This is a genomic window from Rhizobium sp. LjRoot254 (genome assembly GCF_964254105.1).
Lineage (GTDB): Bacteria > Pseudomonadota > Alphaproteobacteria > Rhizobiales > Rhizobiaceae > Rhizobium_E.
Window position 1 is genome coordinate 5,668,835 of sequence record NZ_CAXUSM020000001.1, and the last position, 24,882, is coordinate 5,693,716.

A 24,882-nucleotide genomic window follows, 5' to 3' on the forward strand; every position below is an offset into this window, starting at 1 on the left:
CAATTGGCAAAACCCCGGCTGAACCGGAGAGCAAAACTGGGTGACGACATTGCGTTCCGGCGCCAGCCGGTGGAGACCCCGGCGCCAAAACGTGAAAGCCATCACGCGGCTTTTTGAACCAACGCCACGAATAGCGTTACGTTCAGTTTCTGCCTTGGATTGGAGGGATATCCCAACCGCACTTCCGGCAATGAGGGTGTGCCTCTTCAGTTACACCGGCTGTTGGAAAGCCGGCCGAGACCAGAAAGGCCCGCACCGTCGTTGCTTCAGATGTCCTCGCATTATCCGGAAGGCCGGGCTTGCGACTGGAGCGGTTAGTTCCAGGTACCATACCGATTTCCTCACCACTTAGAGGGTCGGCGGACACCCATGGGCACGTGCGACATTGGGCAAGGGCTGAGATAGGGATATTCGCCGTCATAATCAAGAATTTTTTTGCCCACTGCCCAAAAAAATTTCCCGTGCTAAAACACTGGCGCCGCGAAGCTTTTAACGAATTTTTTATGATTGGGTTTTCATGGACACGCTGACCAGGATGCGCGCCTTCATCGACGTGGTGGATGCCGAGGGATATTCGGCCGCTGCGCGCAAGATGGGGCGCTCCAAGGCGCTGCTCTCCAAATATGTGAAGGAGCTGGAGGACGAGCTCGGCGCGTTGCTGCTCAATCGCACCACGAGGCAGTTTTCGCTCACCGAAGCCGGTCACACTTACTATCGCACCGCATCGGATATCCTGAAGGAGATCGACAATCTCGCCGACCTGGTCCGCGAGGGAGCGACTGACCTCAAGGGCCGGATCAAGGTATCCGTGCCGCGCAGCTTCGTCGATGCCGATATCGGCCGCTCGCTGATCGATTTCTCCATCGAACACCCCGACATAACGCTGGAGATCATTGCCGAGGATCGCTTCGTCGATCTGATCGAGGAAGGTTTCGATGCGGCGATCCGCATCACCAAGCTCGAGGATTCCGGGATGATCGCCCGCAAGCTCTGCGATTTCGGGCAATTTTGCTTCGTCTCGCCGGCGGTGTTGGAGAAATACGGGCCGATCAATACGCCCGCCGACCTCGCCAATGTGCCCTGCATCGTCGATACCAACAGCCGCTACTACAACAACTGGCGCTTCGAGACAGCTGAAGGGTTGAGCCAGGCAGTGACGGTCTCCGGCCCGATCGAGGTCAATTCGCCGATCGCTTCCACCCGTGCCGCGATCGCGGGCCTCGGCGTCGCGATGATCCCGGATTTCGTCGCCAAGCCGAAGACGGAATGCGGCGAGCTCATCACCATTCTCGATGAATTCATCCCCAAGGGCGGCGGCATCTATGCGATCTATCCGCATCGGCGCTATCTGCCGGCCAAGGTTCGACGCTTCGTCGACTTTCTCTATGGCTGGTTCAAGAAGAATGGCGCGGGCAACAGTGTCGCAGCCCGGATAGATTGACGGCACCGTTCGGAATTTCGACTCATTCATGGTAAATCTGCGCGGGCAGGATTTCAGGGATCGTCACGACATGCTGAAGAAGTTTCTGCCGCTCGCGGCTATATTGGCGGCATTGCCGATCGCGGCGCGTGCTCATCCACATGTGTTCGCGGATGCGCGGCTGGAAGTCGTCGCCGGCAGTGACGGCCATATTGCCGAACTTCACAACGTCTGGCGTTTCGACGAGGTGTTTTCATCGAGCGTCTTGATGGATTTCGACAAGAACACCAATCTGGTGCTCGACCAGCCGGAGCTCGAGGAGATCGGCAAGACCGTCCTCGCATCGCTGCAGGAGTTCAACTATTACACTGCCCTCACCGTTGATGGGAAACTGGTCGGGGTTGCCAAGCCCGACGTGATCAATGTCGACTACAAGGACGGCCAGATCCTGATGTTCTTCGCGGTCAAGCCGGCGGCCCCCATGCCGCTCAAGGGCAAGCTGACCTTCGGCGTCTACGATCCGACGCTCTATGCCTCGATCGATTTTCCGACCGACGAGGACCTAGTGCTGATGGGCGATTTCAAGGCCTGCACCCATGCCGTGGTGCGGCCCGACGCGGACACGGTGATCGCCGAGAACAAGTCGACACTGACCGATGCCTTCTTCAACGATCCGACCGGTACCGACATGTCGAAGCTCTTTGCCACCCGAATGGAGGTGACGTGCAAATGATTGTTCCTTCGCAGCGTGAGATTCACCCCCCTCTGTCACTTCGTGACATCTCCCCCTCAAGGGGGGAGATTGAAGACTCGCGGCGTCGCCCCGTCCAATCTCCCCCCTTGAGGGGGAGATGCCCGGCAGGGCAGAGGGGGGTGCTTTCAACTCTCCTGCTTATGTTCCTGGCATTCTTCGCCACCGCCACACTCGCCCATGCCCAATCCTCGCTGGGGCTCGGCAACACCGAACCCGGCGCGCAACCTTCGCCTTTCGTCATGGCCTATATGCCATGGCTTCAGCACGTGCTGACCTTCATCAACGCACGGCAGCAGGAATTCTACCGGGCGCTAACTGCCTCACTGAAGGCCATGCGCACAGATGTCTGGCAGCTCTGGTGGCTGGTTGGCGTCTCGTTTCTGTATGGCGTTTTCCACGCGGCAGGCCCCGGCCACGGCAAGGCGGTGATCTCTTCCTACATGATCGCCAACGAGACCGAGCTGAAGCGCGGCGTGCTGATCTCGTTCATGTCGGCCTTCTTGCAGGGCGCGACCGCGATCCTCGTCACCGGCGCGGGTTTCCTGATCCTGCGCGGCACCACCTTCACAATGACAGATGCGGCAAAGTGGCTGGAAGTGCTGTCCTTCGCCGCGATCATGGCGTTCGGTCTTTATCTCCTCTATCGCAAGACGCGCGGCATGCTGCGCCGTCCGGTGCTGAATTTTGCCGGACCGGAACTGGCGTTGGCCGGCGGCGGCCATCACGATCACCACGAACATGATCATTCCCATCACGGCCATCTGCATCTACACGCTCGTGACCACGGTCACGCGCAGCATTTCCATGCGCATTCCGGCGAAGTCTGCGAGGTCTGTGGTCACAGCCACGCGCCGACGCCCGATCTCGTCGCCGGCGAAAAATTCTCGCTTGCCGATGCCTGGAGCGCCATCGTCGCGGTCGGCATGCGGCCATGCTCGGGTGCGATCTTCGTGCTGACCTTCTCCTTCCTCAACGGACTCTATCTCGGCGGGATACTTTCCGTCGTCGCCATGTCGTTCGGCACGGCGATCACGGTGTCGGTGCTTGCGACACTGGCCGTCACGGCCAAGGATTTTGCCCTTCGTTTTGCCGGCAGCGGTTCGGGCTCGATGCGGATCGCCAACACGATCGAAATCCTCGGCGCCGTCTGTGTCACTCTGTTCGGTTTCACCTTCCTGATGGCGTCGCTGCAGGCCTGAATTTTATTTCGGGTGTGCGCTGTAATCGGCCGTACGGCTTCGTACATAGAGGCGGCCAACTCAGGGAGATTTCCATGGCCGTTTCGCTTCATTCCGTCGCCACGCTTTCCATCCTGCCGCGTTTTGCCGGCCTCAAGGCCGCACTCAGCCAGGCGGAAGCCTTCTGTACCGAACGCAAGGTCGATCCTTCGGTCTTCCTCAACGCGCGCCTGTTCCCGGATATGGCGAGCCTGACCGGACAGGTCCAGCTTTCCTCGGATCATGCCAAGGGCGCCTTCTATCGCACCGCCGGGCTCGAAAACCCCTCGCTTGCCGATACCGAGAAGACCTTCGCCGAGCTTCATACCCGCATCGACAAGACGATCGAACTCATCAACGCCGTCTCCGCCGACAAGATGGAAGGCCGCGAGAATGCCGATGTCGAGATCAAGTTCCGCACCGGCGCGCGGCACTTCACCGGTGAGGGCTACCTGATCGGCTTCGCGCTGCCGAACTTCTATTTCCACGTGACAACGGCCTACGCCATCCTGCGCCATAACGGCCTGCCGCTCGGCAAATCGCTTTATATGGGTGCAAGCGCCTAAGCTTGCCCTTGCCTCCGACGTCATCCTCGGGCTTGTCCCGAGGATCTGGTGCCGGTCCCGTAAGCCACTGACGAAGCATCCTTATTGGGCGTAACCAGATCCTCGGGACAAGCCCGAGGATGACGATCGGTTCGACTGACGCGCTGAATCATTCATGTCGTCAAATTTCTGATTTACGTACCTCAATTTCTCCTGTAAGAGTGCCGCCCGGAGGAACCGATGCGGCCAACAGTCCATGATATTGCCGAAGCGGCGGGTGTCAGCCTTGCCACGGTCGACCGGGTTCTGAACCGGCGGCCGGGCGTCAGTGCGCGCACGCGAGCCCGCGTGGAAGAGGCGATCGGGCGCATCGGCTTCGTGCGCGACATGGCCGCCGCCAATCTCGCCAAGGGCCGCACCTATCCTCTCGCGTTCGTTCTGCCCGTCGGCGACAATTCCTTCATGGCCGGCGTCAAATCCCAGGTCGAGCAGGCGATCGCACGCTCCGGCCAGGAGCGCACCCGCATCGATATCGTCGAGGTGCCGCGCTTCGACGGGGCGGCACTGGCGGGTGCGCTCGATGCCATGGCAAGCGATCCGCCCGCCGGTATCGCTGTCGTGGCGGTTGATTCCCCCGTCGTCCATGATGCGCTTCATCGTCTCAAGGAACTCGGCGTGGCGATTGTCACGCTCGTGTCCGACCTGCCGGGCTCCGATCGCGACCATTTCTCCGGCATCGACAATATTGCCGCCGGTCGCACCGCAGGCAGCCTGATGGGCCGGTTCCTGGCTGGCAAAGCGGGCAAGGTGGCGGTTGTCGCGGGCTCGATGCTGGTCGGCGACCATCGCGACCGCCTCGAAGGTTTTCGCAACCGGCTTTCCGAACTCAATGCCGACCTCGAAATCCTGCCCGTCATGGAAGGCCAGGACGATCCGGATGCCGTTTACGGGCTGGTCTCGGATGTGCTTGGCCGGGAGAAACAACTCGCCGGGATATATAGTCTCGGCGCGGGTAACCGTGGTCTCATCCGGGCGCTGAAGGAGATCGGCCAGACGGCACCCAAGCCGCAGGTGATCGCTCACGAACTGACACCGCATACGCGCGCCGCGCTGCAATCCGATCTCATCGAAGCGGTGCTGAACCAGGATGCCGGCCACGAGGTTCGCAGCGCCATCCGCGTGCTCAAGGCCAAGGCCGATGGCCTCACGGTCATCGAGGCGCAGGAGCGCATCCGCATCGACATATTCCTGAAAGACAATCTGCCGTGAACGGCGAGGGAGGTTAACATGTATCTGGGGCTCGATCTCGGCACGTCAGGCGTCAAGGCCATGCTGATGGATGGCGATCAGAAGATCATCGGTTCGGGCCATGGCTCGCTCGATGTCTCACGGCCGCATTCCGGCTGGTCCGAACAGGCGCCGGCCGATTGGATCCGCGCGACCGAAGAGGCGGTTGCTGAACTCAAGAAGACGCATCCGAGAGAGCTTGCCGCCGTCAAGGGCATCGGCCTGTCCGGCCAAATGCATGGCGCGACGCTGCTGGATAGTTCGGACAACGTGCTGCGCCCCTGCATCCTGTGGAACGACACACGCAGCTTCAAGGAAGCCGCTGCGCTCGACGCCGACCCGCGCTTTCGCGCTTTGACCGGCAATATCGTGTTTCCGGGTTTCACAGCGCCGAAGCTCGTCTGGGTGAAGAACAACGAGCCGGATATCTTCGCCAAGGTCCGCAAGGTGCTGCTGCCCAAGGACTATCTGCGGCTCTGGCTGTCGGGCGAACACATCTCGGAAATGTCGGACTCCGCCGGCACCAGCTGGCTCGATACCGGCAAGCGCAAGTGGTCGCCTGAACTGCTGGCTGCTACGGGTCTGGATGAAAGCCAGATGCCCCTCCTGGTCGAAGGCACCGACAAGGCCGGCACATTGCGCGGTGAACTGGCCTCCAAATGGGGCATGGGCTCGGATGTCGTCATCGCCGGCGGGGCAGGCGACAATGCGGCCTCGGCCTGTGGCATGGGGACCGTCGGCGAGGGTCATGCCTTCGTCTCGCTCGGTACATCGGGCGTGCTGTTTGCCGCCAATGCGCGCTATCTGCCGAAGCCCGGAAGCGCCGTGCACGCCTTCTGCCACGCGCTGCCCAACACATGGCACCAGATGGGCGTTATCCTCTCGGCCACCGATGCGCTGAACTGGTATTCCGGCATCGCGGGCAAGTCCGCCGCTGAACTGACGTCGGAACTCGGCGACGAACTCAAGGCGCCGACTTCGGTGACTTTCCTGCCCTATCTCTCCGGCGAACGCACGCCGCATAACGATGCGAAAATCCGCGGCGTCTTCACCGGCCTCGGCCATGAATCCTCGCGGGTGGTGCTGACCCAGGCGGTGCTCGAAGGCGTCACCTTCGCCATCCGTGACAATCTTGAAGCCTTGAAAAGCGCCGGCACCAGCATTTCTCGCGTCACTGCGATCGGCGGCGGTTCGCGGTCGAGATACTGGCTGAAGTCGATCGCCACATCGCTCGGCGTGCCGGTCGATATCCCGCAGGACGGCGATTTCGGTGCTGCCTTCGGCGCGGCACGCCTCGGCCTGATCGCAGCGACGGGCGCGGACCCCGTGCAGATCTGCACGCCGCCTGCCACTGATGAAACCATCGAACCGGCATCGGCGCTCACCTCGGCCTACGAGGAGGCCTATATCAGCTACCGCAAGACCTATCCCGCCATATCGGCACTTTGATCAAGCAGCATAATTCTAGGAAGGAGACTCCCAATGTCCACAGGCTTTTTCGGCAATATCGAGAAGATCAAATACGACCCCAATTCCACCAGCCCGCTTGCGTTTCGTCACTACAACAAGGATGAAGTGGTGATGGGCAAGCGGATGGAGGATCACCTCCGTTTCGCCGTTGCCTATTGGCATACATTCGTCTGGCCGGGCACCGACCCGTTCGGCGGCAACACATTCGAACGTCCATGGTTCGAGGACTCGATGAAGGCGGCCAAGCTCAAGGCCGATGTCGCCTTCGAATTCTTCTCGCTGCTCGGCACGCCCTATTACTGCTTCCATGACGCCGACGTGCGCCCTGAAGGCAAGAACTTCGCCGAGAACACGGGGAATCTCAACGAGATCGTCGATTACTTCGCCGAGAAGCAGGCCGCCACCGGCGTCAAGCTGCTCTGGGGCACAGCCAACATGTTCTCCAATCGCCGCTATATGTCGGGTGCCGCGACCAATCCCGATCCGGAAGTCTTCGCCTTTGCCGCTGCCACGGTGAAGACCTGCATCGATGCGACCCACAAGCTCGGTGGTGAGAATTACGTTCTGTGGGGCGGCCGCGAAGGCTACGAGACGCTGCTCAACACCAACCTCAAGAAGGAGATGGACCAGGCCGGCCGCTTCCTCAACATGGTGGTCGAGTACAAGCACAAAATCGGCTTCAAGGGCACGATCCTGATCGAGCCGAAGCCGCAGGAGCCCTCCAAGCATCAGTACGACTACGACGTTGCCACGGTCTATGGCTTCCTCAAGAAGTACGGCCTCGAAAACGAAGTGAAGCTCAATATCGAGCAGGGTCATGCCATCCTCGCCGGCCACACCTTCGAGCATGAACTGGCGCTCGCCAATGCCCATGGCATCCTGGGTTCGATCGACATGAACCGCAACGACTATCAGTCCGGCTGGGATACCGACCAGTTCCCCAATAATGTGCCGGAGATGGCGCTGGCCTATTATCACGTGCTCGAGGGCGGCGGCTTCACCACCGGCGGCACCAATTTCGACGCCAAGCTGCGCCGCCAGTCGATCGAGCCGGAGGACCTGCTGATCGGTCACATCGGCGGTATCGATTGCTGCGCCCGTGGCCTCAAGGCCGCAGCGAAGATGATCGAGGACAAGGCGCTGTCCGGCCCGCTCGCCGAACGCTATGCCGGCTGGGATAAGCCGGAGGGTAAGGCGTTGCTCGACAAGTCCGCGTCGCTCGAAAGCATTGCCGCGATGGTCGAGGCAAAGGACATCAATCCGAAGCCGGTGTCGGGTCGCCAGGAGTTGCTCGAAAACATCGTCAATCGTTACGTTTGATGAAAACCGGGAGACGGCCACTGGCCGTCTCCCGAATTACTTCCCGAAGGCGCGGCTGGAAATCGAGATGGAATTGCCGCTCGGGTCCTTGGCATTGGCGAACTGATAGCCATCTGCCTGATGGATCGATCCGAACTCCAGGCCCTTGGCGCTACTTTGGGCACAGAACGCCTCGACATTCTCCACATCGAAAACCAATTTCACCAGCACCTGCCCCATCTTCTGGCCCTTGCCTGCCGGATGGACCATCAGATTGACGCCGCCATCGGGCGCGACCAGTTCGACGATGCGGTCGCCGTCGAGCCGTTCCGCCTTGTAACCGAAATGCTTTTCGTAGAAGCCGATGGTCGCTTCGACATCCCTGACATAGAGCACGAGCCTGCCGAGACGCATGCGACTACCGCTTCATCCACTGTCGCGACGGACCGGATACCGAATTCCGCACTACAAGGTCCGGCATCAGCAGGATCTCGCTCTCGGGGGGCACGCCATCGCCCAGAAGGTCGAGCAGCAGCGCCATGGCATGCTTGCCGATTGCGGTGCGCGGCTGGCGGATCGTGGTCAGCGACGGCGACATGAACACGGCCTGCGGCACGTCGTCGAAACCGGTGACCGAGAAATCGCGCGGAATGTCATAGCCACGGGCGAAAAGACCCAGCATCACGCCGATCGCGGTCTGGTCGTTGACGCACATGAAGGCGGTCGGCAGCGTGTCGCGGACGAAAAGCTGTTCGACTGCGAGCCGACCGCTTTCGATCGTGCCGTCGCCTTCCAGCACGATCCGCAGATCGGGCGAAATTCCCGCTGCATCGAGGCCGGCTTCATATCCCATCCGCCGCCGCCCATAGGCGAGCCGGGTTCGGGAGTCGCCGATGAAGGCGATCTTGGTGTGGCCCTCGGCGATCAGCAGGTCGACCGCCTTGCGGGCGCCGACGATGTCATCGACGCCGACATAGGGAATGCCGCCATTGAAGACGGGCTCGAAGACGCCGACGCATGGCGGCAGGCGCGCGGTCATCGCCTGATGGCCGAAGGGCAGGATGCCGGTGAACAGGATCAGCCCGGCCGCCTGGTTGGAATTGAGGAATTTCAGATATTCGAGGCCGCGTTGTGCATCGTTCTGGGTGTGGCCGATGAGGATGCCATAGCCGTGCGAACGCGCCTCGTTTTCCAGGCCGACGAGAATATTGGAAAAATTCGGGTCGCCGATATCGGGCGCCACGACGAGAATCATGTTCGATCGGCCGAGGCGCAGGCTGCGCGCCATGGCATTGGTCGTATAGCCGGTGATCGCGATTGCCTGATTGACCTTCAGCCGCGTCGAAGTGGCCACTTTCTCCGGATTGTGGATCGCCCGCGAGACCGTTGCGATCGACACCTCTGCGATGCGAGCGACGTCTTCAATCGTTGCGGGTGCGGAATTCGACAATGCGTTCTGCCTTGGGATTCGGCCAGGGGCTGGTCTTCGCCGCGACACTACACAGACTTGTTCCGAGGTCAAAGCTCGGCGCCAGAAAATCCGTGATATCTCCAAATGTAAACCTTTACATGATCGATGTAAAGGTTTACATGATCTACCCAAGCGGTCAATGAACCGCAGGGAGGAAGACGATGGAAGCGGGGCAGTCCGGCAACAGCGACACTGTGTTGTCCGCCAAACGGATCAGCAAATCCTTCAGTGGCGTGCAGGTTCTTTTCAGCGTCAATTTCGACCTCAGGAAGGGCGAAGTCCATGCGCTGATGGGCGAGAACGGCGCCGGCAAATCCACCCTCGTCAAAATCCTTTCAGGTTTCGAGCAGCCGAGCTCCGGCGAGATCCTTCTCGACGGCAAGCCGATCATGCTGCCCGCCAATGGCGCCGCCGAGGCGCTCGGCATCGTCATCATCCATCAGGAATTCAACCTCGCCGAACACCTGACTGTCACCGAGAGCCTTTTTCTCGGCCGCGAGATCACCCGTTTCGGCGTCCTCGATCGCAAGCGCATGCAGGCCGAGACGCGAGCGGTGCTCGACCAGCTCGGCTCGCGTGTCGACGAGAACGCGCTGATCAGCTCGCTCGCCGTCGCCGACAAGCAGATGGTCGAGATCGCCAAGGCGATCAGCCGCGACGCGCGTGTCGTGTTCATGGACGAACCGACGGCGGTGTTGTCGCGCGACGAGACGCGCATCCTGTTCGACCAGGTGCGCAGGCTGCGCGACAAGGGCACCAGCTTCGTCTTCGTCTCCCACAAGATCGATGAGGTCATGGAGCTCACCGACCGCGTGACCGTGCTGCGCGATGGCCAGTGGGTGAAGACATCGCCGACCGCCATTCTCGATGGCGAGGCGATCGCGCAGCTGATGGTCGGGCGCGAACTCTCCAGCCTTTACCCCGCCAAGCATGAGCCGAATGTCGATGAGAAGATCGTGCTGTCCGTGCGCCACGTCTCGACCGGCTTCGTCAAGGATGCGAGCTTCGAAGTGCGCCGGGGCGAGATCATCGGCTTCTCGGGTCTGATCGGATCCGGCCGCACCGAGCTCATGGAAGCCGTCGTCGGCCTGCGCCCGCGCGCCTCGGGCGAAGTCCGCGTCCATAACGAAGTGCTTGTCGCCGATGACCTGCACGCGGCCAATCGCGCCGGTCTCGGCTACATGACCAAGGATCGCAAGGCCAAGGGCCTGCTGTTGAATTCCGGCCTCATCGCCAATCTCACCCTGCAGTCGCTCGGGCAGCATTCGCGCTACGGATATCTCGATCCGACGAGCGAGATCGCCGCGATGGCGCGCGCCAAGCGACGTTTCGACATAAGGGTGCGCGATGCCGGCGTGGTGGCCGGCCGCATGTCCGGGGGCAACCAGCAGAAACTGCTGCTCGCCAAGGTCATGGAGACCGAACCGCAGATCATCATCATCGACGAGCCGACGCGCGGCATCGATGTCGGCACCAAGCAGCAGATCTATCATTTCATCTCGGCTTTGGCGCGCGAGGGGCGGTCGATCATCGTCGTCTCTTCGGAGATGCCCGAGGTGATCGGGCTCTGCACGCGGATCGCCGTCATGCGCGAAGGCCGGATCGTCGGCGTGCTGGAAGGCGACGAGATTTCCGAACAGGAGATCATGCGCTACGCGGCGGGCCTGAAGAAAAAGCAGGCTGCCTGATCGCGGCAGTCGAGGAAAATACCGGGCAGCCTGAAAGGGCATCGGGACGGAGGTTGTTGTGGCTATGAGTGTAAACGAAGAAAGCAAGGCACTGGAGAGACCGCGCCGTTCCTGGCGTGATGTCGATCTGAGGGCAGTGGCGCCCTTTGCCGCGCTGATATTGCTGCTCATCCTGGGCGCGATCGTCAATCCGAACTTCATCGGCATCACCAACCTCGCCAATGTCGCGACCCGCAGCGCCTTCATTGCCATCATCGCGGTGGGCGCCACTTTCGTGATTTCGTCGGGTGACCTCGATCTGTCGGTCGGGTCGATGGTGGCCTTCGTCGCCAGCCTGATGATCCTGTTCATGAATTCGGGCGTCATCGCCGATCCGATGCTGATGCTGCTGACATCAGGGTTGCTGACGGTGCTGATCGGCGCCGCCTGCGGCCTCGCCAATGGCCTGATCACCACGCTGGGCAAGATCGAGCCCTTCATCGCCACGCTCGGCACGATGGGCATCTATCGCGGCCTGACCACATGGCTGTCGCAGGGCGGTGCCATCACGCTGCGCGAACCGGAACTCCAGACGCTCTATCGCCCGGCTTATTTCGGCTCGATCCTAGGCGTGCCGGTGCCGATCGTCATCATTATCGCGGTCACAGCAGTGGCGGCCTTCATCCTATACCGTACCCGCTATGGCCGTCATGTCGTCGCCGTCGGCTCCAACCGTGATGTCGCCCGCTATTCCGGCATCCATGTCGACCGCGTCCGCACCATCGCCTTCGTCATCCAGGGCCTCTGCGTTGCCATCGCCGTGCTGCTCTACGTGCCGCGCCTCGGCTCGACCTCGGCGACGACGGGCATCCTGTGGGAATTGCAGGCGATCACCGCCGTCGTTGTCGGCGGCACGGCGCTCAAGGGTGGCGCCGGCCGTGTCTGGGGCACGATTTGCGGCGCCTTCATCCTCGAACTGGTGGGCAATATCATGCTGCTCTCCAACTTCATCAGCGAATATCTGATCGGTACCATTCAGGGCTCGATCATCATCATTGCGATGCTCGTCCAGCGGACGCTGACGCGAAAATCGTGAGAAAAGGCCGGGTTACCGGGCCGCCCGGCTTGTCGAAGCCAAGGGTCCGGAAACGCACAGGGAGTGAGAAATGTTGAAGAAGATCATAGGGGTGGCGTTTATCGCCGCTGCCCTGGCCGGCACCGCGCTGGCCCAGGAAAAGAAGACCATCGGCGTATCGATCCCGGCAGCCGACCACGGCTGGACGGCAGGCGTCGTCTATCATGCCGAGCGCGTCGCCGAGCAGATCCGCAAGGAATATCCTGATGCCAACGTCATCGTGAAGACGTCGCCCGATCCGGCAAGCCAGGCCAACGCGATCCAGGACCTCGCGGTCCAGGGCCTCGATGCGCTCGTCATCCTGCCGACCGATCCGGATCCGCTCGTCAACGCGATCAAGGAAGTCAAGGCGGCCGGCACGTTCGTGACCATCGTCGACCGTGCGCCGAGCGTCATGGACAATTCCGTGCGTGACCTCTACGTGGCCGGCAACAACCCGGCTCTCGGCCAGACCGCCGGCGAATACATCAAGTCCAAGACGCCTGACGCACAGGTCGTCGTGATCCGCGGCATGCCGATTCCGATCGATCAGCAGCGGCAGGACGGCTTCGACAAGGGTATCGAAGGCTCCAACGTCAAGGTTCTCGATCGCCAGTTCGGCAACTGGAATCGCGACGACGCCTTCAAGGTCATGCAGGACTACCTGACCAAGTATCCGAAGATCGATGTGGTTTGGTGCCAGGACGACGACATGGCCGTCGGCGTGCTGCAGGCGATCGAACAGGCCGGCCGCACCGACATCCAGTATGTCGTCGCGGGCGCAGGCTCCAAGGACATGGTCAAGCGCGTCATGGACGGCGACAAGATGATCCCGGTCGACGTTCTCTATCCGCCGGCAATGGTCGGCACCGCAATGGAACTCACCGCAGCAGCCATCTTCAACCAGGTTCCGGTCCACGGCACCTACACGCTGGATGCGACCCTGATCACCAAGGACAATGCGAAGAACTACTACTTCCCCGATTCGCCGTTCTGATCGAATAGTCTGAAAGTGAAGCGATCTGCCCGGTTCGCCGGGCAGATTTTATGTTTGGCCCCGTTTGGCCGGTTGTATGGCCCGGGGATTTTTGATTAAAACGTTTTCGGCAACGTTGCAGAAGCATCTAGGGAGGAAGCTAATGAAGACGATCAAGGGCCCAGCCCTGTTTTTGGCGCAGTTCGCAGGCGACGCGGCGCCGTTCAATTCCTGGAAATCGATCACCAAATGGGCAGCCGATATCGGCTACAAGGGCGTGCAGGTTCCCTCCTGGGACGGAAGGCTGATCGACCTCAAGAAGGCTGCGGCCTCCAAGGATTATTGCGATGAATTTGCCGGTGTCGCGCGCGAGAACGGCATCGAGATCACCGAGCTTTCCACCCATCTTCAGGGCCAGCTTGTGGCCGTCCACCCCGCCTATGACGAGCCTTTCGATGGCTTCGCGGCGCCTGAAGTGCGAGGCAATCCGAAAGCGCGCCAGGCTTGGGCCGTCGATCAGGTGAAGCTGGCGCTGACCGCGTCGAAGCATCTCGGCCTCAACGCCATGGCGACCTTCTCCGGTGCGCTGGCGTGGCCCTATATCTATCCCTGGCCGCAGCGTCCTGCCGGCCTTGTCGAAACCGCGTTCGATGAACTCGCCAAGCGCTGGAAGCCGATCCTCGATCATGCCGATGCCAATGGCGTTGATGTCTGCTACGAGATCCATCCGGGCGAAGACCTGCATGACGGCATCACCTACGAGATGTTCCTCGAGCGCACCGGCAACCATGCCCGCGCCAACATGCTCTACGATCCCTCGCACTATGTCCTGCAGTGCCTGGATTACCTCGATAACATCGACATCTACAAAGACCGGATCAAGATGTTCCATGTCAAGGACGCCGAGTTCAACCCGACCGGCCGGCAGGGCGTCTATGGCGGCTACCAGAGTTGGGTCAATCGCGCCGGCCGCTTCCGTTCGCTCGGCGATGGCCAGGTCGATTTCGGCGCGGTGTTCTCGAAAATGACCGCCAACGATTTCGATGGCTGGGCCGTGGTCGAATGGGAATGCGCGCTCAAGCATCCGGAAGACGGCGCGCGCGAAGGCGCTGAATTCGTCAAGCACCACATCATCCGCGTCACCGAAAAGGCGTTCGACGACTTCGCCGCCAGCGGCACGGACGACGCGGCAAACCGCCGCTTGCTCGGAATTTGAGAGAGGATCGAACCAATGGCAATTGAAGGTACAACGGCTTCGTTCGAGCCCCGCATCAAGCTCGGCATGGTGGGCGGCGGCTCAGGCGCGTTCATCGGCGCGGTGCATCGCATCGCGGCCCGCATCGACGATCATTACGAACTCGTCGCCGGCGCGCTGTCATCGACGCCGGAGAAATCGCGCCAGTCGGGCACTGAGCTCGGCCTGCATCCCTCGCGCATCTATGACGACTTCAAGTCGATGGCGATCCGTGAGGCCAAGCTCAAGGACGGCATCGAGGCGGTGTCGATCGTCACGCCGAACCACATGCACTATCCGGCGGCCAAGGAATTCCTCCGCCGCGGCATCCACGTCATCTGCGACAAGCCGCTGACATCCAACCTCGCCGATGCCAAGAAGCTCTTGAAGATCGCCGAGGAATCCGACGCGCTCTTCGTGCTGACCCACAATTACACCGGCTATCCGATGGTCCGCCAGGCGCGCGCGATGGTGGCATCCGGCGAACTCGGCGAAATCCGTCTGGTGCAGATGGAATATCCGCAGGATTGGCTCGCCGAGCCGATCGAGCAGAGCGGCCAGAAGCAGGCCGAGTGGCGGACGGACCCGGCCAGGACGGGCGTCGGCGGTTCGACCGGTGATATCGGCACGCATGCCTACAATCTCGGTTGCTTCATCTCGGGTCTCGACCTCGAGGAACTCGCAGCCGACGTGCATACCTTCGTCAAGGGCCGTCGCGTCGATGACAATGCGCATGTGATGATGCGCTTTGCCGGCGGCGCCAAGGGTCTTCTCTGGTGCAGCCAGGTGGCGACCGGTCACGAGAATGGCCTCAAGGTCCGTGTCTACGGCACCAAGGGCGGGCTGGAATGGGTGCAGGCCGATCCGAACTATCTGTGGTTCACGCCGCTCGGCAAACAGCGCCAGCTGATCACCCGCAACGGCGCCGGCGCCGGCCCCGAAGCAGGCCGTGTCAGTCGCATACCGTCGGGCCATCCGGAAGGCTATCTCGAAGGCTTTGCGACCATCTACACCGAGGCCGCCAAGGCGATCATCGCGAAGCGCAAGGGCCAGAAGGTTGACAAGGACGTGCTCTACCCGACCGTCCAGGATGGCGTGAAGGGCGTGGCCTTTATCGAGGCCTGCATCGCCTCATCGAAGCGCAATGGTGCGTGGGTCAAGGTCTGACCTGATCATCGGGACAAGATGCTATCGCGGGCTCTTCTTCCGCGGTAGCGCCCGCTTTGGGCGAAACGCGAGCGCGGCACTATGAGCGTGAACGGCCCAGTCGGATAGAACATCGACATCATCCAGGATTTCGGCGGGCGCTTCATAGTAGCTTGCAACGGTCACCGTTTTCGAAATCCCTGAATAGGCAAAGGGCACGGCACCCAAGGCTTCGAACGCGTTTCGGCTTTCGTCATCGACTCGCAGATAAAGCGAGCCTTTCATGACAAAAGCGAATTGAACGCCGTGCAATTTCAACGCCGCTCCCCCGAAGAACCGTCCGGTTGCAATCGGCCCAAGCAGATGCAGACGTTCGGCAATTTCGCGCGACAATTCCAGCGCGGAGGCGATGCTCATGGCACCGCGCGTTGTTCCGCGGCATGGAAGAATCCGCTGATATGTTGTAGCCGGCCATCGCCCGCGAGCGTCGCGAAACTTGTGCCCGCCTGAAGCACAGCACCGTCAGGTCCGTGCAGCGCCCAATTCGCAAGCGACCGGCCATGATGGTGCAGAACCGACCGGATCTGGAACTGTGCGTCCGGTACGCTCTGCTGGAACTGGCCCATATAGGTAGAGAGCCCGGCTGGTCCTTCTATAAGGCCATTCGGATCGCAGTAAGTTGCGTCAGCAGCGAGACATGCCGCGAGTTCGATACTACGTTCCTGTTCTTTCAGCGACCAAATCGCTGCATATCGCTTCCACACTACGTCAGATGTCATCATGAGCCTCCAGTTCTTTGAATTCGGCGGCAACAAGCCGCAGAAGCGCGTGTTTATCTTGCCGCGCGCGGACGAGCACCAGTATGCCCTGGTAAAGGGCAAGCAATTTCGTCGCTGCGACATCGGGATCGATCCCGGCGCGTAACCTGCCGGCAGTGCGAGCGGCATGCAGCCGGTCAGCAAACGTAGCTGAGAGAATAGCCAGGCCTTCGCAGACATGCCGATGAGCATCACCTGTCGTGTCAAATTCCAACGCAGAGTTGGTGATCAGACAGCCATAACTTTCATCGTTTGGCTCCTGCATCAGCGAGGCGAAAAGATCACGTAGACCTGCCAAGCCAGCCTCGGGTGGCGCGAAACGATCGATACGGCCACGCAGTACCGCTTGATTGTAGTAATTGAACGACGCATTGAACAAGCCCGCCTTGTCGCCAAAACTGTTGTAGATACTGCCGGCTTTCAGCCCTGTCGCTTCTTCGAGTTCCCGGATCGATGCGCCCTGATATCCCCGCCGGCGGAAGGCTTGCATCGCGCCTTTCAACACGGACGTCTCATCATAGGATCGGGTACGTGGCATGAAGACCTCATTTTTGAATTCATATTCTAGAATAGCCGCTAAAAAAACGCGTGTCAACAACCAATGTGCGGAAACGTGGCGTACCGGCGCATACGGAATAGGGCTGCAACGTTACAGTTCTTGCGTTCTCCGCTATACAAGGTCGGTCGGCTTGGCTAAATACGCCGCTGAACTTGGCCCTGCCGCTGTCCGTGAACAGAAGATGGATGTTTTCATTATGGATCCGAAGAAACTCGCCGCCCGTTTTCCGGGCGATTTCGTGTTCGGCGTTGCCACCGCCGCCTTCCAGATCGAGGGTGCGACGAAGGCCGATGGCCGCAAGCCGTCGATCTGGGATGCATTTTCCAACATGCCGGGCCGCGTCCATAACCGCGACAATGGCGATGTCGCCTGCGATCATTACAACAGGCTCGACGAAGACCTCGACCTGATCAAGGAGATGGGCGTCGAAGCCTATCGCTTCTCGATCGCCTGGCCGCGCATCTATCCCGATGGGACCGGCCCGCTCAACGAGACGGGTCTCGACTTCTACGATCGCCTCGTCGATGGCTGCAAGCAGCGCGGCATCAAGACCTACGCGACGCTCTATCACTGGGACCTGCCGCTGGCGCTGATGGGCGATGGCGGCTGGACTTCGCGCTCGACGGCACATGCTTTCCAGCGTTACGCCCAGACCGTGATCCGCCGTCTCGGTGACCGACTCGATGCGGTGGCGACGTTCAACGAGCCCTGGTGCTCGGTCATTCTCTCGCATCTCTACGGCATCCACGCGCCGGGCGAGCGCAATATGCAGGCGATGCTGCATGCCGCCCACTACACCAATCTCGCCCACGGCCTTGGCATCGAGGCGATCCGCGCCGAGGCGCCGAAACTGCCGGCCGGCATCGTCTATAATGCCATGTCCGTTATCCCGGCCAGCGACCGTGCCGAGGACAAGGCCGCCGCAGCGCGCGCCGAGGATTTCCACAATGGCCTGTTCTTCGGCCCGGTCTTCAAGGGCGAATATCCCGAAGCCGTGCTCAGCGCCTTCGAGCCGATCATTCCCAAAATTGAGGACGGCGACCTCAAGATCATTTCGCAGAAGATCGACTGGTGGGGCCTGAACTATTACACGCCGATGCGTGTAGCGCATGATCCGAGCCCCGAAGCTGTGTTTCCGGCGACCGTCCAAGCGCCCTTCGTCCATCCCGAGAAGACCGATATCGGCTGGGAGATCGATTCCTCCGGCCTCAACCATGTCGTCCGCGATCTGTACGGCAAGTACGACCTGCCGGATTGCTACATCACCGAGAATGGCGCCGCCTATAATATGGGAGTTGGTGCTGATGGCGAGGTCGATGACCAGCCGCGCCTTGACTATTATGCCGACCATCTCTCGGTGACAGCCGACCTCATCAAGGAGGGCTTTCCGATGCGGGGCTATTTCGCCTGGTCGCTGATGGACAATTTCGAGTGGGCGGAGGGCTACAGAATGCGCTTCGGTCTCGTCCATGTCGATTACGAAACCCAGGTCCGCACGATGAAGAAGAGCGGCAAGTGGTACAGCAAGCTGGCGCAGGAGTTTCCCAAGGGCAATTTCGTCAGCAGCGGTCGCGCTGACGCCGCCGAGTGAGATGAAGCTCCTCGGGATTTCAGGCAGCCTGCGCCGGGTTTCGACCAATTCGGCGCTGCTCCGGGCGCTGGCCGAGAATGCCCCGGATGACGTCACCATTGAGATTAGCGAGTTGATCGGCGAACTGCCGATCTTCAATCCCGATCGCGAGGGCGATCTCACCCCGTCCATCGTTGAAGCCCTCGGCCGCCAGATCCGGGAGGCCGATGGATTGATCTTCGCCTGTCCGGAATATGCCCACGGCATTCCCGGCGGCCTCAAGAATGCGCTCGACTGGATGGTGTCGCGCGACGAAATCCCCGGCAAGCCGGCGATGCTGGTTCGCGCCTCGACCCGCAGCGACCATGCTCTCGGTGCGCTGCAGGAAGTGCTGCGTACCATGTCGCTCAGGCTGACGCCGGAGGTCGGCTTTTCGGTTCATCTCCTGGGAAATGCGGCGGAAAGGATGGAGGAAATCCTTTCCGCCGCAGAGGCCCGTGACGGCATGCGGCAAGCGCTTGCGCGCTTCGATGCCTTCATCAGGGCCGAGCGCTCGGGGTAACCACCCGCTTGGCGATGACGTTCCCGACCGGCAGGACGAGGAATTCCGTCGGCTTGTTGATGCGGTCACCATTCATCAGGCGGATCAGGTCATCGACGCCTTCCACCGGCTGGTCGTCGATCGACAGCACCAGATCGCCTTCCTGCAGGCCCGCGCGCTCGGCAGGCCCGTCGGGCTCCAGGCGCCGTATCCGCACCGACGTCTGGGCGATGACGCCGGCCCGCACGGCGATATGCCTCGGCAGCGCCACGGTATCGGCTGCGACGCCGATATAGGCGCGCCGGACATGGCCGAACCGCAGGATCTCGGAGATCACATAGTTGGCGGTATTCGAGGCGACCGCAAAGGCGATGCCCTGCGCGCCCCGGATCACAGCGGTGTTGACGCCGATCACCTCGCCGGCTGATGAGATCAGCGGCCCGCCGGAATTGCCGGGGTTGAGCGCCGCATCTGTCTGAATTACGTCATCGATCAACCGGCCGTTCTGGGCGCGCATCGAGCGGCCGAGCGCGGAGATCACGCCGGCGGTCACCGTCCATTCGAAGCCGAGCGGATTGCCGATGGCGACGGCGATCTGGCCGCGCTTCAGGTTCTTCGAGTTGCCGAGCGGTGCGGCGACGCCAAGGCTGGTATCGGTGCGGATCAGTGCGATATCGGTATCCGGATCGCGGCCGAGCACGCGCGCTTCGCTGGCGACGCCATCCTGCATCCGCACGCGAACGCTCTTGGCATCGGCGACGACATGGTTGTTGGTGACGATCAACCCATCCGGCGAGATGACGAAGCCCGAGCCCTGTCCGCCGCGACCATTGGCGCCCACGGTGATCTGGGCCACCGAAGGGCCGATCAGTTCGACGGCGTGGGAAATGGTTTGTGAATAGGCGTCGAGCAGTTGGCGATCGGGCGCGGTGTGGAATTCCCGGTCAATATGGCCCATCGAGATGTCCTCGGCGGCAACGGGCCAGCCAAGGCGGCGGACACCCTCCACCGGCCTCATTCCGGCGCGTCCGCGTTTGAATGAAACTTGATGAGACTGAAATATGGATGCGATGCCGCTGTTTCAAGCGGCGCTCAAATCGGGGGCCGATGCTGGTATCAAAGCCAGCCGAGAAGCGTGGCTTCGCGCAGTGCAAAGCCGATACAAGCCACAAGCAAGCAGACGACCACGATAACGGAAGGCCATTTGTTGTTTGTATCCGATTCCATTTGTTGGCTTCCCCGGAATTTATTGCTTAATGAATCACCGGCTGCGCCCCCTATGTATTGGGACGTCAAACGGCTGAAAATGGGATATCCGCCGCCGGAATTGGTTTCCGGCAGCGGGTGGGGTAGCGGGAGCCTTTGTGCAGGGCTGCGGATAGCTCCCGTTATGGTGTCCCGGCGCGGCTTGCGAGCAAGCCGTGTCGGGGCTTTCCATTGGCGGATTCATGAATCCGCCCGAAGCAGAGCTAGCCGGGGCTGCGTGACACAGGCGTGACACGATCATACGAACTGGTGATTGGTCCCGGCTTACTTGAAACCGGCGCGCCGCAGCCCCTCGCGATAATGTGCCTGCTGGGCCGGGTCGCGGATCGGAATGAGCGCCAGCCACTTGTCGGTCTCGAAGTCGGGGAAATTCTCCATTGTCCGCCGCATATAGGCGCGAGCCTTGCGCATATCCCCCAGCATGGCCCAGCAGGCGGCGTTGAAGCGCAGCACGTTGGTCTGGTCGGCAACATGGGTAAGGTCGTCGATCGCGGCCTCGTAGCGATGCAGCGAATAGTTCGCGCCCGCTTTGGTCCACCAGTAGTAATCCGGCGCAAACGGATTGAGTTCGAAGGCGAGATTGATCTTGGCGAGCGCGTCCTCGAGCCGCGAGGCATGGACGAGCGTGTCGGCATGATCGGCGATCAGGTCGGCATGTGAAGGCGCAATACGTTCGGCGATTTCGAAAAGCTCGATGCTTTCGTCGAAAGCACCTCGATAGAGCCGCGAGACGCCAAGCTGATGAAAGCCATCCGAGCCGTCATCGTCGGCGTTGATCGCGGCTTGAGCATATTTTTCCGACAGCTTGAGCAATTCCGTGTCGCCGCGCGCCGTCACGAGCCATTCGAGATGCGCGGTCCGGGAGAGGCCACCGAGCGCCGGCGAGAAGTCCGGCATCTCCTTGAGCGTCTCGCGAAACGCCTTTCGGGCGCGTCGGATATCCGGCAATTCCATGTTTCGTATGTAATGCTTGCCGATGAGGAAATTCTGATACGCGGTCGGCGTCGTGGCCCGGCCGATGCGGGAGAATTCGTGCCGCTCGATCTGGGAAAGAGCCACTGCGGCGAGCCGGCGGACCAAGGTATTGTAGCTGGCGCCGAGGCTCGCGGGATCGACCGGCAGGCGTTCCGCCCATATGGTCGCGTCTTCTGGAACGCTGACGAGCGAGGCGAACAGGGCGTCGACCTCGGCCCCGGGTGTAAAGCGCGTTTCCAGCACATAGGATACATCGCAGTTCCGGTAGGCTTCCTGCCGCGCGGCCTCGTCCATGGCGGCGACGCGGCGCGCGGTGTGTGGCGCCACCAGTTGAACGCTTCTTGCCCGGCAAAGGCCGATGGTCACATCCTCTAGCAGGCTCGTGGCGAGCAGGCCCGTACCCTTGATATTGCCGAGCGGTGGGGGCATCAGCATGAGGCGGGGCAGTCCGGTCCTTGGCGAAAAGGGCGCGGTGGTCGGCCGCTCTGCGACTGGTACCGCCGGCAAGCGCTCGATGGCCTGTCGGGCGGCGTGATCGCGAATTGCAAGCATGCCGCCATCGGGCTGCGCGTTCAAATCCTTCTGCAGCCGGGCGCTGTATCGATCGAACATCGCTCTCGCCTGTGCGAAATTCCCCTCAGCGGTAAAAGCATTGATCAATATCCGGTAGGCGATCTCGCTATAGGGATCGAATTCGAGCAGGCGATAGGCAGCCTGCCTCTGCATATGTTCACGCGAGAGTTGGTCGGGCTCGCGGGCGAGGGCTTCGAGCGCCTGCGCAAAGCGTGAAAGCACGTGTTCCTGCTGCTCGGCGAGCCACAGTTCCGCCCTCTCGGAGGAGGTGCCGACGCCCGCGAAGAAGGCGCCCGTGACATGGGCGAGCGACATTTCGACGATATCCAGGGGACGATTGGCCGGCAGGTCCTTCAACCGCAGGAAGTCGCAATCGACACCGCCGGCCGGTGCCAGAACATCATTTTCCCGCAGTTCGAGAAGCGTAGTGCCGATCTCCTGCTGCCGGATTTTGACGCGGGACAGCAACTGCCGCAGATTAACCAGCGGATTGCTCGCATCCTCACCCCAGAGAAATGCCGCAAGCTCCGCTCGGGTGACGCTCCGGCCAGGGCGTGTCGCGATGTAGCCGGCGGCGAGCAATCCCTTCTCGGGAAAGGCAATCACGACCCCGCTCTCATCGAGCAGACGCGGGCTTCCAAACGAAACGAGGGTCAGTGCCAAGGCCGCATACTACCTATCGAACAAAACACTCGCCGGCCAACCCGCCGAATGTTTTTCGCAAGTGCATCAGTAGCCTATGTAAACCAGCAGTAGCGCGCCGGTGTCAAGTTCCCTTGACGTTGCTAGAGTACGGAGACCACGGCCTTCGCCAGCTCTTCCAGCCGGTCCTCTTTCAGGCCCGCCACATTGAAGCGGCTGTCGCCGACCATGTAGATTCCATATTCGTCGCGCAGCCGATCGACCTGGGCTTCGGTGAGACCCAGCCGCGAGAACATGCCGCGATGATCGGCGATGAAATCGAAACGGTCGGAATTGGATTGCCGGCGCAAAGCCTCTGCAAAGCCCTTGCGAAGGTTGAGCATCCTCAGCCGCATCTCTTCGAGTTCCGCCTTCCAGTTGGCGCGAAGATCGTCATCCTCAAGGATGATGCGCACGGCGGCGGCGGCGTGATCCGGCGGCATGGAATAGAGCACGCGGGTCACGGTCAGCGCCTGGCTGCCGGCAATCTTTACGCTCTCGGCATCCTTACCGAGCAGGATGACGGCACCGACGCGGTCGCGATAAACGGAGAAGTTCTTCGAGCAGGACGTGGCGATCGCCATCTCAGGCACCTTGGTCGCGAGCAGCCGCGCGGGCGCGCAATCCTCTTCCAGGCCATCGCCGAAACCCTGATAGGCGAGGTCGACGAAGGGAAAGAGGTTCCGCTCGACCAGGAAGTCCGCGACTTTGGCCCATTGCGCCATATTGAGGTTAGCGCCCGTCGGGTTATGGCAGCAGCCATGTAGCAGGACGACGTCGCCCGGCTTGGCGGCCTTCAGACCTTCCAGCATGGCATCGAATTTCACGGTGCCGGAGGCAGCGTCGAAATAGGGATAGGTCGCGGTGGGCAGGTTCGCGGCTTTCAGGATCGGCGCGTGGTTCGCCCAGGTCGGATCGGAGAGCCATACGGTGGCATCCGGCTTTGCGCGCTTGAGCAGGTCGGCGATGGTGCGGAGCGCACCCGAACCGCCCGCCGTCTGGCAGGCGAACATGCGGCTGAGATCGGCATTGTCGCCGAACACCATCTTCAGCATGCCCTTGTTGAAACCTTCATCGCCGCCCATGCCGACATAGGTCTTGGTCGATTGGCTGTCATAGAGCCGCTTCTCGGCCTCTCGCACCGCCTTCATGATCACCGTCGCGCCCGATGCGTCCTTGTAGACGCCGACGCCGAGATCCATTTTCTCCGGCCTGGGATCGGCCTTGTAGAGAACCGAGAGGTTCAGGATCTTGTCTGGTGGTGCGGCAGTCAGCGTTTCGAACATCGGTTTCCCCTTAATGTGATTTCACGTGCCCATGTGCCGCTGGCCGCGCTCGCGGGCGAGACGCGCCTGCTTTTCGCGTTCGCGGAAGCGCATGCGGTCGTCGTCGGAGCGGACCTCGTAGCAGGCTGGACAGGAGACGCCGGCTTCGTATTGCGGCGAGGCCATTGCCTCTGAAGTCAACGGATTGCGGCAGGCGCGGCAGAGCTTGTGGTCGCCTTCCTGGAGATCGTGGACGACTGAGACGCGCTCGTCGAACACGAAGCAGGCGCCTTCCCACAGGCTCTCTTCTTCCGACACGTCTTCGAGATATTTCAGGATGCCGCCCTTGAGGTGATAGACCTCATCGAAGCCTTCCTGCTTCATGAAGGCCGTCGCCTTCTCGCAGCGTATGCCGCCGGTGCAGAACATCGCGATCTTCGGCTTGGATTTCAGTTCGCCATGCTCCTGCACCCACGCGGGAAAATCGCGGAATGTCTTGATGTTGGGATCGAGTGCGCCCTTGAAGGTGCCGATCGCCGTCTCATAGTCGTTGCGGGTATCGATGACTACAGTGTCGGGATCGCTGATCAGCGCGTTCCAGTCCTTCGGCGTCACATAGGTGCCGACCACACGCAAGGGGTCGATCGTCTCGACGCCCATGGTGACGATCTCTTTCTTGAGCTTCACCTTCATGCGCAGAAAGGGACGCTTCGAGGCGCGGCTTTCCTTGTGTTCGAGATTGGTGAATGCGGATAGGGAACGGAGATAGGCAAGCACGGCATGCACGCCCGCATCCGGACCGGCGATCGTGCCGTTGATGCCTTCATGGGCGAGCAACAGGGTTCCGCGCACGTCATTGGCCTCGCATAACGCCTGCAGCGGGTCGCGAAGGTTCTCGTGATCCGCAACCCGGACGAAATGATAGAGCGCCGCCACCAGGTATGGGCCGGTCGTTTCGGGTGCTGGAAGGGTCGTCTCATCGTTCATGGCCGGGGAATAACGCCTTTGGCCAAAAAGCGCAACGGGACCGCCCG

23 protein-coding genes are annotated in these 24,882 nt (G+C 61.2%); 14 read left to right on the forward strand and 9 right to left on the reverse strand.

Annotation, left to right across the window (positions count from 1 at the left end; genetic code table 11):
- Positions 1-517 precede the first annotated feature (517 nt).
- The 7 genes from ACSQ26_RS27950 to xylA all read left to right on the forward strand — a co-directional run bounded on the left by ACSQ26_RS27950 (position 518) and on the right by xylA (position 8,013).
- Positions 518-1,441, forward strand: a complete 924-nt coding sequence (locus ACSQ26_RS27950; protein ID WP_436014779.1) for a LysR family transcriptional regulator — start codon at positions 518-520, stop codon at positions 1,439-1,441.
- A gap of 70 nt (positions 1,442-1,511) precedes the next feature.
- Positions 1,512-2,153, forward strand: coding sequence for a DUF1007 family protein (locus tag ACSQ26_RS27955; RefSeq protein WP_436015502.1), 642 nt, complete (start codon positions 1,512-1,514; stop codon positions 2,151-2,153).
- A 161-nt stretch (positions 2,154-2,314) separates the two neighbouring features.
- Positions 2,315-3,373 carry a nickel/cobalt transporter gene (locus ACSQ26_RS27960; protein ID WP_436015504.1) on the forward strand — a complete coding sequence of 353 codons (1,059 nt, stop codon included), beginning with the start codon at positions 2,315-2,317 and terminating at the stop codon, positions 3,371-3,373.
- 74 nt (positions 3,374-3,447) lie between these two features.
- Positions 3,448-3,957 carry a DUF1993 domain-containing protein gene (locus ACSQ26_RS27965; RefSeq protein WP_436014781.1) on the forward strand — a complete coding sequence of 170 codons (510 nt, stop codon included), beginning with the start codon at positions 3,448-3,450 and terminating at the stop codon, positions 3,955-3,957.
- Between the two features lie 219 nt (positions 3,958-4,176).
- Complete coding sequence (locus tag ACSQ26_RS27970; RefSeq protein WP_436014783.1) at positions 4,177-5,205, forward strand: LacI family DNA-binding transcriptional regulator; 1,029 nt, start codon at positions 4,177-4,179, stop codon at positions 5,203-5,205.
- Positions 5,206-5,223: 18 nt separating this feature from the next.
- Positions 5,224-6,672, forward strand: coding sequence for a xylulokinase (gene xylB / locus ACSQ26_RS27975; RefSeq protein ID WP_436014785.1), 1,449 nt, complete (start codon positions 5,224-5,226; stop codon positions 6,670-6,672).
- Positions 6,673-6,705: 33 nt separating this feature from the next.
- Positions 6,706-8,013: a xylose isomerase gene (xylA, locus tag ACSQ26_RS27980; protein ID WP_436014786.1), complete on the forward strand. Its 1,308-nt coding sequence runs from the start codon at positions 6,706-6,708 to the stop codon at positions 8,011-8,013.
- Positions 8,014-8,049: 36 nt separating this feature from the next.
- Here the strand turns inward: xylA and ACSQ26_RS27985 are convergent, their stop codons facing one another.
- A complete protein-coding gene (locus ACSQ26_RS27985; protein ID WP_436014788.1) occupies positions 8,050-8,406 on the reverse strand; it encodes a VOC family protein in 357 nt (118 codons plus the stop codon).
- 4 nt (positions 8,407-8,410) lie between these two features.
- The gene (locus ACSQ26_RS27990; RefSeq protein ID WP_436014790.1) at positions 8,411-9,442 is read right to left on the reverse strand and encodes a LacI family DNA-binding transcriptional regulator; all 1,032 of its coding nucleotides are present in this window, start codon (positions 9,440-9,442) and stop codon (positions 8,411-8,413) included.
- Positions 9,443-9,624: 182 nt separating this feature from the next.
- On the opposite strand from ACSQ26_RS27990, the gene ACSQ26_RS27995 reads away from it, so the two are divergent.
- The 5 genes from ACSQ26_RS27995 (at position 9,625) to ACSQ26_RS28015 (ending at position 15,621) form a co-directional block, all read left to right on the forward strand.
- Complete coding sequence (locus ACSQ26_RS27995) at positions 9,625-11,151, forward strand: sugar ABC transporter ATP-binding protein (RefSeq protein ID WP_436014792.1); 1,527 nt, start codon at positions 9,625-9,627, stop codon at positions 11,149-11,151.
- Between the two features lie 64 nt (positions 11,152-11,215).
- On the forward strand, positions 11,216-12,226 hold the full coding sequence (locus ACSQ26_RS28000) for an ABC transporter permease (protein ID WP_436015506.1): 1,011 nt from the start codon (positions 11,216-11,218) through the stop codon (positions 12,224-12,226).
- A gap of 70 nt (positions 12,227-12,296) precedes the next feature.
- Positions 12,297-13,241 carry a substrate-binding domain-containing protein gene (locus ACSQ26_RS28005; protein WP_436014794.1) on the forward strand — a complete coding sequence of 315 codons (945 nt, stop codon included), beginning with the start codon at positions 12,297-12,299 and terminating at the stop codon, positions 13,239-13,241.
- A 142-nt stretch (positions 13,242-13,383) separates the two neighbouring features.
- Positions 13,384-14,436, forward strand: coding sequence for a sugar phosphate isomerase/epimerase family protein (locus ACSQ26_RS28010; protein ID WP_436014796.1), 1,053 nt, complete (start codon positions 13,384-13,386; stop codon positions 14,434-14,436).
- Positions 14,437-14,451: 15 nt separating this feature from the next.
- Positions 14,452-15,621 carry a Gfo/Idh/MocA family protein gene (locus ACSQ26_RS28015; RefSeq protein ID WP_436014798.1) on the forward strand — a complete coding sequence of 390 codons (1,170 nt, stop codon included), beginning with the start codon at positions 14,452-14,454 and terminating at the stop codon, positions 15,619-15,621.
- 21 nt (positions 15,622-15,642) lie between these two features.
- On the opposite strand, the gene ACSQ26_RS28020 is transcribed toward ACSQ26_RS28015, so the two are convergent.
- The 3 genes from ACSQ26_RS28020 to ACSQ26_RS28030 are packed head-to-tail and all read right to left on the reverse strand — an operon-like array spanning position 15,643 to position 16,956.
- Complete coding sequence (locus ACSQ26_RS28020; protein ID WP_436014800.1) at positions 15,643-16,017, reverse strand: TfoX/Sxy family protein; 375 nt, start codon at positions 16,015-16,017, stop codon at positions 15,643-15,645.
- The gene (locus ACSQ26_RS28025) at positions 16,014-16,379 is read right to left on the reverse strand and encodes a nuclear transport factor 2 family protein (protein ID WP_436014802.1); all 366 of its coding nucleotides are present in this window, start codon (positions 16,377-16,379) and stop codon (positions 16,014-16,016) included. The genes ACSQ26_RS28020 and ACSQ26_RS28025 overlap by 4 nt, the downstream gene beginning before the upstream one ends.
- Positions 16,369-16,956 (reverse strand): TetR/AcrR family transcriptional regulator, encoded by a 588-nt coding sequence (locus ACSQ26_RS28030; RefSeq protein ID WP_436014804.1) that lies wholly within the window; start codon positions 16,954-16,956, stop codon positions 16,369-16,371. The genes ACSQ26_RS28025 and ACSQ26_RS28030 overlap by 11 nt, the downstream gene beginning before the upstream one ends.
- Before the next feature lie 214 nt (positions 16,957-17,170).
- Here ACSQ26_RS28030 and ACSQ26_RS28035 point away from each other — a divergent pair, with 214 nt between their 5' ends.
- On the forward strand, positions 17,171-18,568 hold the full coding sequence (locus ACSQ26_RS28035; RefSeq protein ID WP_436015508.1) for a GH1 family beta-glucosidase: 1,398 nt from the start codon (positions 17,171-17,173) through the stop codon (positions 18,566-18,568).
- A gap of 1 nt (position 18,569) precedes the next feature.
- Positions 18,570-19,109, forward strand: coding sequence for an NADPH-dependent FMN reductase (locus ACSQ26_RS28040; RefSeq protein WP_436014806.1), 540 nt, complete (start codon positions 18,570-18,572; stop codon positions 19,107-19,109).
- On the opposite strand, the gene ACSQ26_RS28045 is transcribed toward ACSQ26_RS28040, so the two are convergent.
- From ACSQ26_RS28045 to trhO, 4 genes are all read right to left on the reverse strand, one after another.
- Positions 19,087-20,046, reverse strand: a complete 960-nt coding sequence (locus ACSQ26_RS28045) for a S1C family serine protease (RefSeq protein WP_436015510.1) — start codon at positions 20,044-20,046, stop codon at positions 19,087-19,089. The two genes, ACSQ26_RS28040 and ACSQ26_RS28045, sit on opposite strands and share 23 nt — an antisense overlap.
- A gap of 572 nt (positions 20,047-20,618) precedes the next feature.
- The gene (locus ACSQ26_RS28050; protein WP_436014808.1) at positions 20,619-22,565 is read right to left on the reverse strand and encodes a BTAD domain-containing putative transcriptional regulator; all 1,947 of its coding nucleotides are present in this window, start codon (positions 22,563-22,565) and stop codon (positions 20,619-20,621) included.
- A 122-nt stretch (positions 22,566-22,687) separates the two neighbouring features.
- The gene (locus ACSQ26_RS28055; RefSeq protein WP_436014810.1) at positions 22,688-23,869 is read right to left on the reverse strand and encodes an aromatic amino acid transaminase; all 1,182 of its coding nucleotides are present in this window, start codon (positions 23,867-23,869) and stop codon (positions 22,688-22,690) included.
- A gap of 21 nt (positions 23,870-23,890) precedes the next feature.
- A complete protein-coding gene (gene trhO / locus ACSQ26_RS28060) occupies positions 23,891-24,835 on the reverse strand; it encodes an oxygen-dependent tRNA uridine(34) hydroxylase TrhO (protein WP_436014812.1) in 945 nt (314 codons plus the stop codon).
- Positions 24,836-24,882 lie beyond the last annotated feature (47 nt).